The sequence below is a fragment of the Providencia sp. PROV076 genome (assembly GCF_028483405.1).
In the GTDB taxonomy this organism is placed as follows: Bacteria; Pseudomonadota; Gammaproteobacteria; order Enterobacterales; family Enterobacteriaceae; genus Providencia; species Providencia huaxiensis.
This window is the reverse complement of the sequence record NZ_JAMPRR010000005.1, coordinates 116,228-131,906: the sequence shown is the minus strand read 5'-3', so window position 1 is coordinate 131,906 and position 15,679 is coordinate 116,228. Positions and strand designations below refer to the sequence as shown.

The 15,679-nt window shown below is 34.6% G+C and carries 15 protein-coding genes and 1 pseudogene; 6 read left to right on the top strand and 10 right to left on the bottom strand.

What is annotated here, in order from left to right; translation table 11 throughout:
• Positions 1-140: 140 nt before the first annotated feature.
• Together sra and PSF67_RS04670 are read right to left on the bottom strand one after the other, a co-directional pair.
• Positions 141-329, bottom strand: a complete 189-nt coding sequence (gene sra / locus PSF67_RS04675; RefSeq protein ID WP_102139667.1) for a stationary-phase-induced ribosome-associated protein — start codon at positions 327-329, stop codon at positions 141-143.
• Between the two features lie 382 nt (positions 330-711).
• Positions 712-1,122: a hypothetical protein gene (locus tag PSF67_RS04670; RefSeq protein ID WP_181489840.1), complete on the bottom strand. Its 411-nt coding sequence runs from the start codon at positions 1,120-1,122 to the stop codon at positions 712-714.
• A 288-nt stretch (positions 1,123-1,410) separates the two neighbouring features.
• On the opposite strand from PSF67_RS04670, the gene PSF67_RS04665 reads away from it, so the two are divergent.
• From PSF67_RS04665 to catA, 3 genes are all read left to right on the top strand, one after another.
• Positions 1,411-2,106, top strand: a complete 696-nt coding sequence (locus PSF67_RS04665) for an aspartate/glutamate racemase family protein (protein WP_272676580.1) — start codon at positions 1,411-1,413, stop codon at positions 2,104-2,106.
• 327 nt (positions 2,107-2,433) lie between these two features.
• Positions 2,434-2,676, top strand: coding sequence for a helix-turn-helix domain-containing protein (locus tag PSF67_RS04660; RefSeq protein WP_102139669.1), 243 nt, complete (start codon positions 2,434-2,436; stop codon positions 2,674-2,676).
• A 191-nt stretch (positions 2,677-2,867) separates the two neighbouring features.
• On the top strand, positions 2,868-3,509 hold the full coding sequence (gene catA / locus PSF67_RS04655; RefSeq protein WP_166265206.1) for a type A chloramphenicol O-acetyltransferase: 642 nt from the start codon (positions 2,868-2,870) through the stop codon (positions 3,507-3,509).
• 90 nt (positions 3,510-3,599) lie between these two features.
• Here catA and PSF67_RS04650 read toward each other — a convergent pair whose 3' ends face one another.
• From PSF67_RS04650 to PSF67_RS04640, 3 genes are all read right to left on the bottom strand, one after another.
• Positions 3,600-3,740 (bottom strand): hypothetical protein, encoded by a 141-nt coding sequence (locus PSF67_RS04650; RefSeq protein ID WP_166265209.1) that lies wholly within the window; start codon positions 3,738-3,740, stop codon positions 3,600-3,602.
• Between the two features lie 324 nt (positions 3,741-4,064).
• Positions 4,065-4,988 (bottom strand): nucleoside hydrolase, encoded by a 924-nt coding sequence (locus tag PSF67_RS04645; RefSeq protein ID WP_102139671.1) that lies wholly within the window; start codon positions 4,986-4,988, stop codon positions 4,065-4,067.
• A gap of 23 nt (positions 4,989-5,011) precedes the next feature.
• Positions 5,012-6,199 (bottom strand): NupC/NupG family nucleoside CNT transporter, encoded by a 1,188-nt coding sequence (locus PSF67_RS04640; RefSeq protein WP_231068364.1) that lies wholly within the window; start codon positions 6,197-6,199, stop codon positions 5,012-5,014.
• Between the two features lie 836 nt (positions 6,200-7,035).
• On the opposite strand from PSF67_RS04640, the pseudogene PSF67_RS04635 reads away from it, so the two are divergent.
• Positions 7,036-7,194 (top strand): annotated as a pseudogene (locus tag PSF67_RS04635) (IS3 family transposase); the annotation flags it as partial.
• A gap of 248 nt (positions 7,195-7,442) precedes the next feature.
• A complete protein-coding gene (gene ttcA, locus PSF67_RS04630) occupies positions 7,443-8,357 on the top strand; it encodes a tRNA 2-thiocytidine(32) synthetase TtcA (RefSeq protein ID WP_102139673.1) in 915 nt (304 codons plus the stop codon).
• A 259-nt stretch (positions 8,358-8,616) separates the two neighbouring features.
• Here the strand turns inward: ttcA and zntB are convergent, their stop codons facing one another.
• Positions 8,617-9,600 carry a zinc transporter ZntB gene (gene zntB, locus PSF67_RS04625; RefSeq protein ID WP_102139674.1) on the bottom strand — a complete coding sequence of 328 codons (984 nt, stop codon included), beginning with the start codon at positions 9,598-9,600 and terminating at the stop codon, positions 8,617-8,619.
• 342 nt (positions 9,601-9,942) lie between these two features.
• The gene (locus PSF67_RS04620; RefSeq protein ID WP_166265216.1) at positions 9,943-11,565 is read right to left on the bottom strand and encodes a peptide ABC transporter substrate-binding protein; all 1,623 of its coding nucleotides are present in this window, start codon (positions 11,563-11,565) and stop codon (positions 9,943-9,945) included.
• Positions 11,566-12,284: 719 nt separating this feature from the next.
• Here PSF67_RS04620 and tpx point away from each other — a divergent pair.
• Positions 12,285-12,788, top strand: a complete 504-nt coding sequence (gene tpx, locus PSF67_RS04615) for a thiol peroxidase (RefSeq protein WP_102139675.1) — start codon at positions 12,285-12,287, stop codon at positions 12,786-12,788.
• Positions 12,789-12,878: 90 nt separating this feature from the next.
• Here the strand turns inward: tpx and PSF67_RS04610 are convergent, their stop codons facing one another.
• The 3 genes from PSF67_RS04610 to tyrR all read right to left on the bottom strand — a co-directional run bounded on the left by PSF67_RS04610 (position 12,879) and on the right by tyrR (position 15,471).
• Positions 12,879-13,253 (bottom strand): ATP-binding protein, encoded by a 375-nt coding sequence (locus PSF67_RS04610; protein ID WP_272676579.1) that lies wholly within the window; start codon positions 13,251-13,253, stop codon positions 12,879-12,881.
• Positions 13,254-13,480: 227 nt separating this feature from the next.
• On the bottom strand, positions 13,481-13,906 hold the full coding sequence (locus PSF67_RS04605) for a hypothetical protein (protein ID WP_272676578.1): 426 nt from the start codon (positions 13,904-13,906) through the stop codon (positions 13,481-13,483).
• A 5-nt stretch (positions 13,907-13,911) separates the two neighbouring features.
• Positions 13,912-15,471: a transcriptional regulator TyrR gene (gene tyrR / locus PSF67_RS04600; protein ID WP_166265222.1), complete on the bottom strand. Its 1,560-nt coding sequence runs from the start codon at positions 15,469-15,471 to the stop codon at positions 13,912-13,914.
• Positions 15,472-15,679 lie beyond the last annotated feature (208 nt).

Genomic DNA, 15,679 nt, shown 5'->3' with positions numbered 1-15,679 from the left:
TAATTTTTATAATAGAAAACTCAGGCAATGACTCATGTGGGGAATATTGAAATGAGATAATGTAATTTAATAAGAAAATTCCAGTTCTGATTAAATAACTTTAACCCCCTAGTGAGTACTAGAGGGTTACATTCATTCAATTAACTAATAACATATTCTGGGTAAAAAACAGTTACTGAATGATATGTCTTCTTTTCTGTCGCTTTATTCTTTTGCACTGCAACTGTGGAATTATCTTTAGAACTCAGCGAAACACGTATGTTTTTTTTAGAGCGGCTTAATTTATAAGGCATACCTAACAAACGACGTGCATTATTATTACTAACCATTATCGACTCCTTAAACTACTAAATTAAAAATTCATTAAAAAATGAACATCAAAAAATATAGTCATCGTTGACCACAAAGGCTTCTTTTTGTTTCATAATAATAACAAAACAAAGTGTAACATCTTTAGTATAACACTAAGCTAGTAATATATAATCCAGTTTTATTTGTTAGTTTCATGGCGTTACTATGTGATCTGTGGTATTTCTCTATTTATTCAAAAATTATATTCAATTTCCTTGAAAAACTATTTGAATCTATGTTCTTACAAAATAGTCCCAAAAAATGGCCACCTGCCCCACTGTATTGAAATATATCGTCTAGCCTAGGCCACGAAAAGTAACCTAAAACGTGTGCTATAAAAATATTAGCACACGTAATTCCTTACTCTAGTGGTGAAGCAGGACTCGAACATTTATCATTCCAAATTTGATTAACTTGTTCTGGCAATAGTATTTCATGCCCTCCGTCAATAAAGGGAATTGAAATATCCATGCGGCCTTCATCATTAGTATACGATTTAACAATAAAGCGCTTGAATCCATCAGGCTTATCATTTTTATATCGATAAACCTCCCCACAAACATAACCCACCTTACCATTATCCGCTGTGTAGCGAGAAAAATGATATTCAATATTTCTAAATTTTGCGGCTTGTGGATACGCTAAAACATCATAAACATTCTTTTTCACCTGCTCAACTAAGCTCAATTGGGTCGGCTTCATATATAGTGCTCCTAACAGAAATGCAGCACCAAAAATAAGTATTGCAATGATTACTTTGAAGAAATTCATTTTTATTATCACCATATATGACCAATTTTGTAGAAATAATGTTCATTATGATAATAACCAGATATCAATTTAAATCCATCTTTAAAACGTAAAATTTTCTATATTTATCCTTTTTTTATCTCAATAAGTTAAATACAAAAACCCTTTGATATGTAATGTTAAATTGTGTTTAATATTACAACTGTTTTCTCCCCTTAATCATCTAGAGAAATTTACCTCGTTTCTCTTGTTTTTCTTTGTAGGCAATCAGTATAGTAAGAAAACGACACAATAATAGGAACGCAAAGAATGAAAACAATAGGCCTTATTGGTGGTATGAGTTGGGAATCAACATTACTATACTACCAACAGCTTAACGAAGGCATAAAACAACAGCTAGGTGGCTTGCATTCTGCTAAAATTGTTTTATATAGTGTTGATTTTGCTGAAATAGAACAGTATCAATCTAGCGGGCAATGGGATTTAGCAGCACGATGTTTAGCTGATGCAGGAGATCGTTTAAAGCTTGCAGGTGCTGATTTTCTTGTTCTTTGTACCAATACCATGCATAAAGTCGCACCACGCATTGAGTCTCAAACGGGTCTTCCTTTATTACATATAGCCGATGCAACAGGTGAACTCATTATACAATCGGGTATTAAAAAAATTGGGCTCTTAGGTACTGCTTTTACTATGGAACAACCTTTCTATAAACAAAGGTTAATTGATAATTTTAATTTGAATGTATTAATACCCAGCGAAAAAGATAGAAAAATAGTTCATGATATTATTTATAATGAACTCTGTTTAGGGAAAATCAATGATGAATCTAGAAAAGAATACCAGCGTATAATGGCATCCCTAGTAGAAAGTGGAGCTGAAGGTATCATTTTAGGATGCACTGAGATAACATTACTTGTTAATCAAAATGATACAACAGTAGATATATTTGACACTACCGCTATTCATGCTCAAAAAGCTGTAGAACTCGCGCTATCTGTTTAATCAATATTAACGAACAATAGATTCTGTCTTTAATGATTATTGTTAAAGATAGTTTCTGTTAAATAACTGTATCAAAATTAACATATCATTAAGTGGAAAATTGTATTTTATGCCATTAAATAGAATTTCATATCTATTAACCTTCACCTTTAGATTATAAAACACAACAATGTTACTTTATAATTATTTACTATACCTTATGAAATTTATTTTTAATCTTAAGAACTTAGGTTTATTTCCTCTTAAACTTACAGATTATTACCCATTGAATATTAATTTCCATCTAAGATAATAAAAAAACCAAAACCAAACTTATAACAGGTTACTATGAATAAAAATAATGTTGGCAATGCAGTACTCGGTGAACTCATTAAGCAAAAGCGTATAGAACATCAAATTACGACAAAAGAAATGGCAGAATTAATATCTATCCCTGAAAAATCATACATAAAATATGAAGATGGGACTCTCTCCATATTTATTGAGCACCTAATGGTACTATCTAAAATACTCAATATAGATATCAAAACTTTCTTTGATACTTACGTCAACGCACAATCATGTGTATGAATACATGGTGCTATCACGCAAATTGTGCCTTGTATTGAAGGAGTTAAATTAGAGACCTCGACAAACAAAAGTAGGCTAGTTAAAATACAAGTATAACTTCAACATAATATAAAAAATCATTATGAATCAATTGAAAACAGAGAAGTTCCCCTTCTAATAACAATCACATTAACTTATTAGAAGGATAAATTATGAACTATACTAAATTTAATATAGAGACATGGTTACGTAAGGAACATTACAACACCTACGAAAAGACCATAAATTGTGGGTTTAGTTTAACAACGAAAATAGATATCACCAACTTTAAAAAGCATATAAATTCAAATGGATATGAATTTTACCCATCGGTAATTTATTTATTATCACGGGTAGCTAATACCTATAAAGAATTTAGATTTGCCAAAAGAAATGGTGAGCTTATTTTGTGGGATGAAGTTAACCCCAGCTTTACTATCTTTCATAAAGATACTGAAACTTTTTCTTCCTTATGGTGTGAGTACTCTTCAGAAATGGCAGTGTTTATGGAGAACTATCACCAGCAACTAGCATTACATAAAGATAATCTCAATTTGCAGCCTCAATCACAGCAAATTGAAAATGTATTCTATGTATCATCTTTGCCTTGGGTTTCATTCGATAGCTTTAATCTAAATATTGCAGATATTACTAACGCTTTCACTCCTATTTTTACTATGGGGAAATACTATAGTGAAAATAATAAAATATGGCTTCCCTTAGCAGTACAAGTACATCATGCTGTTTGTGATGGTTTCCATGTGGGTAAATTTTTAACTACTTTACAAAAATTGTGTGATGAATTACCTCGTTAGTATCCCCGTATGACTTTCCACCATGAAGGAAGCGAGTACTTCCTTCATGTGTATCAGATTAGCCTCATTGTGATGATACTTTCATCATTTTTAGTTAAAAAATAACAAGCTTATATAAATAGCATCCCCAATAGCACTACTTTGAAAAAAATATTCTGTTGGCGTAATTACCATTTTAATGGTACTAGCTAGTAAAGAAGAAACCAATTCAATAGGGTCAGCTGCTGGCATATGTCCTCCGTATTTTCTTATATATTAAGTTCTTCTTATTGCTTAAACAATAAGATAAAGATTATAAAGAAGGTACCACTCCCAATATATTTTCCACTTTTTTATAAATCTCGCTGATTAGACTTTAAGTATATAACAATAATAGCTTAAAAACAGAATGTACAATTATCTATCAACAAGAGAATGCCACAACTTAAATAAACTGTAGAAAATAATTCTCCAAGGTATTGGCCAAACAATCACTTAATTACTGAGTCAGTATCCATAATAAGTCTCTTTATTTTAAATAAATGTCAACTTAGATTCCAATTGCTACTCTTTACCTCAAAGAGTTATGATACGTTCTGTAATTAAAGATATTAATTTCGATGTATCAACGTCAGTAATAATTTTACATTTAGCTTCATTATATTTAGCTTTTGGGTCATGATTAATGGTGGTAGATGTGTAAGCAAAACTATGACCGAATAATTTATTAGACTCATATTCGATAGTAATTGAACCGTCAACACCTGAAAAAATCTCAGGTTTAATGAGGTATGCGATAACGCAGGGATCATGGAGAAATGGGTCAAACTCTGCATATCTTCGGCACATTTCAGCAACAGTCTGAGCGATGAGGCCACCTTTTTCCAAAGGACTACACAAACCAGCTCTTATATCAGCCTTACTTGTTACATCCAGACCAAGCATAGTAATATGTCGTGCACTATCAAAAACGATATGAGCAGCATGGGGGTCCACATAAAAATTAAACTCAGCAGCTGGCGTTATATTCCCCTGTGTAAATGCAGCTCCTCCCATGACTACAATGTCTTTTACATTATCGACTAATTTTGGTTCTTTGATGATAGCGACTGCAATATTAGTAAGAGAAGCCATTGTGCATAATGTTATTTCACCTGGATTTGACATTACCGTATCAATAATAAAATCTACGGCGTGACCAGAATAATTTTGATAATCTGATGCGGGAAGCAATACTCCAGCTAGACCATCAGTACCATGAACATGAGTTTTACTCCCACTTTTAGACATTAGTGGGCGTTCACAACCTTTCGCTAAAGGAATATCCTGCCTATTGGCTAATGCAAGTAATTGTCGTGCATTACTGTGAACCTTTTCTAATTCAACATTCCCTGCAACGGTGGTTATGCCTATTAATTCTATTTCTGGAGAAGCTAAGGCTAAAAAAATAGCAACTGCATCATCTACACCAGGATCACAGTCTATTATTATTTTGTGCATTTTATTACTCCTTTATTTATATTTTATACAAAAATACCAACAATCGTCGCTGATAAACAACTGACTAAAGTTGAGCCAACAATCAATCTAAAACTATTTGATGCAATCATTTTTCCATGTTCTCGGCTTATACTTGTGACGCAACCGATAATCATTCCGATAGAACCGAAATTTGCAAATGATATTAAAAATACGGACATAATTGCATCCGTTCGTGGTGTAATGTTTGTTAATTTCATATAGTCAATCATAGCAACAAACTCATTCGATAAAATTTTAGTTGCTATAATTGTTCCAAAATTAACACTTTCATCCCATGAACTACCCAAAATAAAAGCTAAAGGCGAAAAAATATAGCCGAGAATGCCTTGAAAACTAATTCCTAAAATATTTAAAAAAACATCGTTCAACATACTAATTAAGGCGACAAAACCAATAATTATAGGAACAATTGCAAGAATAAGCTTAAAGGCATCCTGCATGTGATCTGTCAACACTTCAAAAAATGAACCCCTTTCACCTTTATTTGCCCCCAAAGGACAACTTGCAATATCTGTGGGCTCACTTGGATTAATAATAGAAACAATAATAAAAGTACTAAAGAAGTTGAGACTAACACCTATAAAAACATAGCGTGGCTCAACCATTTGTGTATACGCGCCTAGCAATGCAATATCTACTGTTGAGACAGTACATGCAGCAATAGTATACATCTGTGCTTTAGATAGCCTTGGGATATAATCTTTAATTGATACATAAGCAGGCATCATTCCGACTATCACCGCACTAATAGCAGCGAAAGACTCTAACTTTCCGACTTTAGATATTTTGTTAATTAGAAAACCTATAGTATTAATAATTAAGTCTAAGGCGCCGATATATTTAAGTATACCAATTATCGAACAAATAAAAATCAAAGGTAAAAGAGCGACAACAACAAACACCATAGAGGTTTTACTGCTTATATCGCCAAAAACAAAATCAATCCCCTTATTAGCATAATTAATTATATAATGAATACCTGATGCTATACCGTCAAGAGTAGCAAGCCCAATTGTAGTATTCAGCATAATAGCTGCAACAATAAACTCCAATGTTAGCAATATTAGTATTGATGGAAGCTTATGTTTTATGTTTTTTTTACTAAAACTAAGTAAATACGCTATAAGAAAAACAAAAATTAGACTAAAAAAGAATATAAGATATTTCATAAATATCACCACATTAATAGATTTTAATCATGATTAGTTGATTTAATATCTCCTTAACCCACCAATTTAAAACAAAGAAACTTAAATTTTAGTTTCAACATATGTTCCTGCTTAAAAATATGAATTTAAGCATTTACATTTAGTTTATAGTTATATTGATAGTTCAAAACCCAAACGTGCAAAAACATAATAATTCAAATAAACACATCTGTTTTGTTTTTTTTGATACATAATACTTAAAATGTGAATCGCATCGCATTTATAAACTAAATTTAAAAATCAAAGATTCTCTTTTTACAAATAAGTCAGAGCGTTAATTAGCTAACATTTCTATTCAATATCTTATTGTTATTACAGTATTAAGTTCTTATAACCCTGTAATAACACACTCACTCCATCTCGCTATTATTTCCTCTGAATTGAAAAGCCTGATAATTAAAAATGGAAAACATGTTCTATCTAAGAGTCACAAATATAGGTCCTATAATGCCAGTATAGTTCCTACCGTGATTAACAGTTTATTAAGTTACTAATATTCCCATTTATTGATGAATATATAAAAATCACCAGTAGATAAAATTTTTTATTTCTTACTTCTTATTCATTATTAATCCTACTTATACTATATAAGAATAAGTAGGACACAATATAGTTGTGTTTTTCTAATATAAAAAAGATATACTTTATAAAATTAACAAAATGAACGATGGTAATTGAAAAATTGTTTATTCTATATCTAAAATAAAAGTAATTGTCCATTCCCCCAAAAATAAGACAACTATAATTAGATCCTCTACCATAACCATTGCAGAGGTCATGCTGAAAAAAATTCGATTATTCAATGGGTATTGGGTTTCATGCATAACAGTTTATATTGCAGTAAACACTTTAGAGCACTCAATATTATTGATGAAGGAACCCGCGAATGTTTAGCAATTGGAGTTAATACGTCATTACCTACAGAGCGTGTTATCACGGGGCTTGAGAGTTTAAAGCTAAAGCTGGAGGCATACCATCAACGGATAGAAAACGTTAAGTTTATGTGACTCTAATAACGGTGAGTGGGCTCCGATTTTCACCTCTTTGAACGAACTGGTATCACTCTTCCCTCAGGTTCTGCTATCATGGGCTTCTTTTTATAAATCTCGCTGATTAGGTTTTAAACATAGAACAATAATAATTTACAAGCCGAATGTACAGTTATCTATCAGCAATATAACCCCCAGTAATAGAACAGTATAGAATGACGACAAATAAAGAACAGTACAACTTAAACAAGTTGCAAAAAAGAATTCGCCGTGATGTTGGCCAAGCAATCGCTGACTTTAACATGATAGAAGACGGTGACCGGATAATGGTTTGCTTGTCTGGAGGTAAAGATAGTTACACGCTGCTTTCCATACTGCAAAGTTTGCAAAAAAGTGCCCCTATCCAGTTTTCATTAGTTGCAGTTAATTTGGACCAAAAGCAACCCGGTTTCCCTGAGCATATTTTACCTGCATACCTTGATAACCTTGGTGTAGAGTACAAAATTGTTGAAGAAAATACCTATGGGATCGTAAAAGAAAAAATTCCAGAAGGGAAAACAACCTGCTCACTGTGCTCACGTTTACGTCGTGGAATTTTGTATCGTACAGCAACTGAGTTAGGCGCAACTAAAATTGCGCTTGGTCACCACCGTGATGATATTTTACAGACCATGTTCTTAAATATGTTTTATGGCGGTAAGTTAAAAGGTATGCCACCTAAATTGATGAGTGATGACGGAAAGCACATTGTTATTCGCCCACTGGCTTACTGTCGGGAAAAAGATATTGAGCGTTTTGCGCAGGCTAAAGAGTTCCCGATTATTCCATGTAACCTATGTGGCTCTCAACCAAACCTACAACGTCAAGTTATTAAAGAGATGCTACGTGATTGGGATAAGCGTTATCCAGGCCGAATCGAAACCATGTTCCGCGCCACTCAAAACATTGTTCCGTCTCATCTATGTGATACCGAGTTATTCGACTTCAAAAATATTTCTCATGGAGATGACGTTATCAATGGCGGTGATCTTGCGTTTGACAAAGAAGAACTACCTCTCCAACCATTTATAGATGAAGATGACAAACCTGATTTTTCAGCAGAACGTCTTGATATTATTGAAGTAAAATAATGTATGTTGATAACCTCCTCGTTTGGAGGTTATTTTTACTCGGATTTAATGCAAAAAAAAGCCGATGTAAATTACATCGGCATTACAGTGGTCAATTATTCTGTATAAGAACTCAATATGAGAAAAACTACAATTATGGAGCACAACGTTCATCGCTCAACGTTGCATTCACCTGCAGGACTAATACTGCACTAAAACCTCTGTAGTTTTATTGATTTATCTCAAACTAGGTCCGGTTATAACAAATAAGTCATCAATATTAGAGCCATCGGCTTTTTCTTAGCCACCACAATACAGTTCCAATCAAGGCGGCTAATAAAACACAAAATACACTAAAGGCAAAACGAAATTCATTACCGGGGATCCCCCCTAAATTCACACCAAATAAACCCGTTAAAAATGTTGTTGGTAAGAATATCATGGCCATTAATGACATTGTATAAATACGCCGGTTCATCATTTCAGTCATCATATTCGTTATCTCGTCAGAAATAATCGCTGTACGGGCAATAAAACCATCGAGATCTTCAATACAACGCCCTAATCGGTCAGAAATTTCTTGAATTCGACGGCGATCCGTTTCATCTAACCAAAGTAATTTTTCCGTTGTCAAACGGGAAAACATATCTCTTTGCGGGGCCATATAACGGCGGATCACAATAATTTGTTTACGAAGTAATGCAAATTCCCCTCTATCAGGAATTTCGCCATTTAATATGGAATCTTCCATATCAATTAAACGCTCATGCAAAGAATCAGTAAAATCACTTATTTCATCTGTAATAGAATCAGCAACCTCAACTAACCAATCACCCGTACTTTGCGCGCCTACTCCCTGATTTAAGTCATCAATAACAGGATCTAAGGAATTTACTTTTCGATGACGACTAGAAATAATTATTCGGTTATTAATAAATACTCTAAATGCAATTAATTGCTCAGGCCGTTGGCCCGCATTAGTATTTAATGTTTGCAATGTTAATAAAATACCATCACCAACACGGATCAATCTCCAACGTCCTGAATGCCCGGATAAAGCAGACTTCACCTGTTCATTGAAGAGATCTGATTGCTGGATCCAATTAAAACTTTGCGGATCCTTATAGTCATAATGAAGCCAGAACGGAGACTGCTGATTCGCGCTGGCATTCACGTCGATGGGAAGCAACCCACCATCTCCATTTAACTGAAATGCATGTACCGGATTTGAGTGTTGGAATAACGAACCATAAATCAACCCCATGCAATATCTCCCTTTTTTTTACATATGATATTTGTAATCGAACAGCTAAAATTTTGCAATTTTTTCAAAAGACGCATTAGTCATCACTAGATTGAACTACAAAAAAAAAGATAAACAACCATAAAATTGAGGTGGTCTTACAAGTAACAAAATATCGCCATATTTGCTAAAGAAAATCACATAATTGACACAAACGAACAATAAAGTTCACGATGATTTTTTTATTATATAAGGGTAGTGTTTATTCCTTTTTTGGTCCTCCTTCCCATTCTCCAGAGGAAGGAGCTTTTTTCTTCCATTCAGAAAAAACAGCCCGCACCTTGTACAGGCTGAACACCTATTTTAATGTTTAATAATATAAAAACTGTGGCTATAAGCGACATCTTCAGGGTTGTTGATCGGATACCCCTTCAACCAAGGCTTAATCAAGCGTGCATTGGTATATTGGTAAATGGGTGCAATTGGAGCTTCTTCCGCAATGATTGCTTCCGCATTATTATAATAGCGGTTGCGTAATTGCGCATTTGTTTCAATACTCGCAGATGCGATAATATCATCATATATTGAGTTATTAAATTTTGGTATATTACCACTATGTTGGGAAGTGAGTAGTGATAGGAATGTTGAAGGTTCATTAAAATCACCTATCCATGACGCTCGTATAACATCAAAATTTCCTGTATTACGGCTATCTATATAGGTTTTCCATTCTTGATTAACTAATTTGACCTCAGCCCCTAGTTTTTTCTTCCACATAGAGGCAATTGCAATCGCAATTTTCTGATGATTTTCTGAACTATTGTATAATAGTGTTAACTCTAACGGTTGATTTGGACCAAAGCCGGCTTGTTGTAATAATACTTTCGCTTGCTGGTCTAATTCTTTTTGTGAATAGCTATTGTAAAGCCCTTTTTCAGGCTTAAAGCCATCGGTAACATCAGGCGTAAAATAATTTGCGGGTTTTTCCCCTGTGCCTAATACCTTATTCGCAATTAATTGGCGGTCAATTGCCATAGATAAAGCTTTTCTGACACGGACATCATCTGTTGGTGCCCGTTGGGTATTAAAAGCATAGTAATAAGTCCCTAATTGGTCTGGTGTAAACACTTCATTAGGAATATCTTTCAATAATTTTTGATAACGTTGTTTTGGAAATGATTCGGTAATATCCAAGTCACCTGCTAAATAACGATTTGTTGCATGAGATTCCTGGTTAATCGGGATAAATGTTACTTTGGTAATAACGGTATTTTTATGGTCCCAATAATATTTATTTGGAACTAAAACAATTTTCTCATTAACCACTCTATCAGATAAAACAAAGGCACCATTCCCGACTAGATTTCCTACTTTTATCCACTCATTACCAAACTTTTCAACCGTTCCTTGATGAACAGGAAATAAACTAAAATTAGCCGCCAATGACGGGAAATAAGGTACTGGCTTATTTAAAGTAACCTTTAATGTACGCGTATCAACCGCTTCAACACCTAGCTGATCAGCGGGTAATTTTCCATCAATGATATCTTGCGCATTATTAATACCGGCTAATGCTGCAAACCAAGCAAACGGTGATGATGTTCCTGGTGAAACAAGTCGTTGCCAGCTATACACAAAATCCTGAGCCGTGACAGGGTCACCGTTTGACCATTGAGCATCCGACCTCAGTGTAAAAGTCCAAATACGGTTATCTACCGTGTTCCAACTTTGAGCTACCCCTGCAATTGGCTTGCCATGGTCATCTTGGTTAACCAGCCCTTCAAATAAGTCACGCATGACTTGCGCTTCCGTTAACCCCACCGATTTTACTGGGTCCAAAGACGCAGGTTCATCCTTTAAATGACGTGTAACCTCTTGGTTTTCAGCTAAAACTGTGCCCGTAGGTATCACCGCACTAATAGCTGGTGTAGTAAATAAAATTGAAGAAATCAAAACAGTTAAAGATGTAAATGAACGTTTATGCATTGTATTTTCTATCTTGTTAATATAAATAAGGTTAACTAAAAGCTGAGTTAAGTGATTTCACGTGAAGATACTATTATTAACAACACTACTGCATTTACTGATTAAGTTTCATTTAGGTAAATTATTATTTGAGCCGAATACTCATATAGCGATAAAAAACATAAGGTTATAGAGTAAAAAACATACTTAACTTAGGTAGTATCAAACAGCAATACAACTGAATTATTCTGTAGTTTATCTTAATTCATCATATGCTTTCATATTTCAAAAATCCACATTTCCTGTGTAATTAGTTGATTTACCGGTCTAAATATACATGAGCTAATATTCGTACTATAGAATAATAAACTAGCATATCCTTACCACATTTCCGATAACTAAATAATGACTCAAGAAACCAATACAGACAGAATTTCTTTTGTTACACTTCATTAGGCAATTTAAAAGCGTGCATCACAAAAAGCGCAAGCATTGATAAATGCTTAGTTGTTATATGATGATGCAGCTTACTGTAATAAAAAGAATGTAATGTTGCCTAGCTCTCCCCCTGTAGGGCTCAAGGTAAGAGATAAGATTTCTGTATAAAACTTGGTCATTAGTAAAAATGTAAAACTCAGCACTGTGTAACTGCCCATTAAAAAAACTTTAATCGCAAAGCTTTTTTATTAGAAGATAGATTAAGTTAACAGTGGCTCACTTTATGAACGGGAGAAAAATTCATGACACAGACAGTTAAATTAAAAGGTAATGACATCACAGTTAATGGTGTATTTTTACAAGCGGGCTCTAAAGCTAAACCCCTTACCCTTGTTACCAAAGATCTCAGCGAAGCAACGCTGGAAACTTATGAAGGTAAACGTAAAGTTTTAAATATTTTCCCAAGTGTAGACACAGGTGTTTGCGCTGCCTCGGTTCGCAAATTTAACCAACTAGCGAATGATTTAGATAACACTGTAGTATTATGTATTTCAGCGGATTTACCTTTCGCACAAGCCCGCTTTTGTGGTGCCGAAGGTTTAGATAATGTCGTTACGCTATCTTCTTTTCGTAGCGATTCATTTGCTAATGACTACGGTGTTGCTATCGCTAGTGGCCCATTAAAAGGCCTTAACGCACGCTCAGTTGTTGTCTTAGATGAAAACAACAACGTCATCTATAGCCAATTAGTTCCTGAAATTACTGAAGAACCTGATTACGATAGTGCATTAAATAGCTTAAAATAAGCTTCTCATATCATTTAATTCACTACCATTAATAATCCATTAATAATGAAGCGGGAATTTCCCGCTTCATTCACCAATATAAACACCACACTAATCCACATGGGCCCAATACAACGGCTGGTGGTTCTTCGCATTAACAACATTCGCAAATAGCTTATTGTCACTCATTATAGAGATCAAAGTATGAGAGAGCGTGCTCAATACTTTTAAAGCTTGGTCCTGGGTTACAGGGCAACAAGATGTCAAAATATCAATAATAAGATCCCGTGGCTTATGGCCATTTTTTACCAATGCCTCCCACGTAAACCGGTTTTTCTTCGTTAAGTATTTTACTGCGGCTTTATTCATTAGATAAAGTTCGGCAGCTGAAGCTGCGGACTCAAACATATCATTTTTATAATGACTCTGGTCCATGTATTCGCGTAGCTTACGATTTACAACAAAATTAATCGTGAATTGGTCCATGGCAACTCCTTGTAGGCTGAAACCCATCAGATGAGATTACGGTACCCTAAAACAGTAGCTGTCTTTGTTATATAGCAGGAAAATTCACCAATTAGCAATAGTATTAGTAGGGTTTTGCTATATCAAACGCGAGATAAAAGATAAATAATAAAAGATAGGCAGAAATATCTTTGAAAAAAGCCCAATATTCACTTCTGTTGCTTACTCTATCGGGCTATTAAGTAGTACTAATCAGGATATTGAATAATTTCGAGAGCTGTCCCTTTATTATCTTGAACAAACTGGAGATGAGTTTCCCCCCCAGCAAATTCTTGTTCAATTTTCAAGTTTTGTTCGCCATTCCAATGGTAACGAATAGCAATACATCCCTCCGATGGGCAAGGCATTTCAATATTTCGGTTGTTCTCTAAATTCTCAATAAGAAATTCTTTCCCATCAATTAATAAGGCTCTATATTGTGTGTAGGCCTCTAATAAAGATAAGTCTTTAAAATAACATTGAGTCAGCGCCCCATTCTCATAAACCTCATCCATTGTTCGCACTACATCTTGGCAATACTTACTCAAACCATGATCTGGTATTGTTATCGCAATGCAAGAGCCACTTAAAACCAGCCCTATTGTCGCTAATACGCAAGTTATCCTTTTATTCATTTAATTTAGTTTTGCTCTTTTTTCGTATTAAGGCCATATTCTCTCAATTTATTGGCAATTGCCGTATGAGAAATATCTAAACGTTTAGCTAATTTGCGGGTACTCGGATAATCACGATACAAACGCGCTAAGACTGACGCTTCGTAGCGTTTAGTTATTTCATCTAAAGAGCCATTGAGTGAATCTAAAGCCAGTGCAGGAGGATTTACTACATCAGGTAATTGGATATTCTCTGCATCTAATATATTGCCATTAAGTTGGGTTAACCCTTGATAAAGCGCATTTCTTAGTTGTCTTACATTACCCGGCCAAGAATAGCTACTTAGATATTCTATCAGCGAAGGTGCCAATTTAGGTTCAGCAATATGAAGCTCTTTTGAAAAACTGCCTACAAATGTTTTCGTTAGCGGCAAAATATCTTCTTTACGTTCACGTAATGGTGGGATAGTTAATGTGAGTACATTTAAACGATAATAAAGATCTTCTCTAAATTTTTTTTCTGCAACTAATTCAGGTAAATTTTTCTGGGTTGCACAAATTACACGGACATTAACCTTAACTTCCCGCTCTTCCCCTACACGCCTAAATGTTCCATCATTTAAAAAACGTAACAACTTAATTTGCATTTGTGGCGACATTTCAGCAATTTCATCAAGCAACACCGTTCCACCGTTTGCTTGTTCAAAAAAACCTTTTTTGCCTTCAACTGCATTTGGGTACGCACCTGCCGCATAACCAAATAATTCACTTTCTACAACATCGTCGGGCATCGAAGCACAATTTAAACCTAAAAATGGTTCTTTTCCTCGAGCGCTATGCAAATGACAAGCTTTCGCTAGGATATCTTTCCCTGTCCCCGTTTCACCAACAAGTAATAATGGTTCATCCAACATAGCAACGCGTTTAGCGCGTTCAACGACATTTGCCATGACAGGACTAACTGCAATAATTTGTTCAAAACCGCTGCCATCCACTTCGACGACTTGTTGACGTTGCTTGTCTAAAATCTCAGCCGATTTCAATAATAATACGGCTCCTGTGCAATGGAACTTGCCATTTTCATCCGCCAAAATAATAGGCGTCACTTGCATCAAGTAGTCTTGGCCTTTAATCACGACTTTTTCTGTATAAGCTTCGGGTAACTCTCGTTCAAACCAACGTGCTAGCCCTTGATTACCAACTAACTGAGAAAAGGTTTTTTCTCTAATTTTTGCCTCATCATAGCCAAATAATTGCAATGTCATTGGATTAACCAACTCAATATTTAGCTTATTGTCAATAGACAAAACAGATTCTGGAAATGAGTTCAATAATGCCCAAACCGCTTTATGCTCTCTTTCTGATGGCATAAAATAAATCCGGCGAACATCAATAACGCCATTAATACGCCGTATTTCTGCCATCAATGTGCTGAATACCTGAAAATCCACAGGTGTAAAGTTTAGGTAAATCCTACGTTGGGGAGATATTTCAATACCTTTCAAATCAATATTTTGTAGGACTAACAGATCAAGTAATTCACGCGTTAAACCGATACGGTCTTGGCAGGTCACTTCGAGGCGCATGGATAGAAACCTTTATCAAAAAAGCCGAGAGAATGAAGGTATTTTAGCTTTAAACATTAAGGGAATACAGTGTTTGTGTCACAAATTGTTGACAGCCTGTAAGCTTTGTAGCCATCAACAAATAAAATCACAGCTTTTCTCAATTTTTTGTGACTTGAAATGACAATAAAAATATTAATCAACAAATGATGCTGCAGAGTGAGTAAAA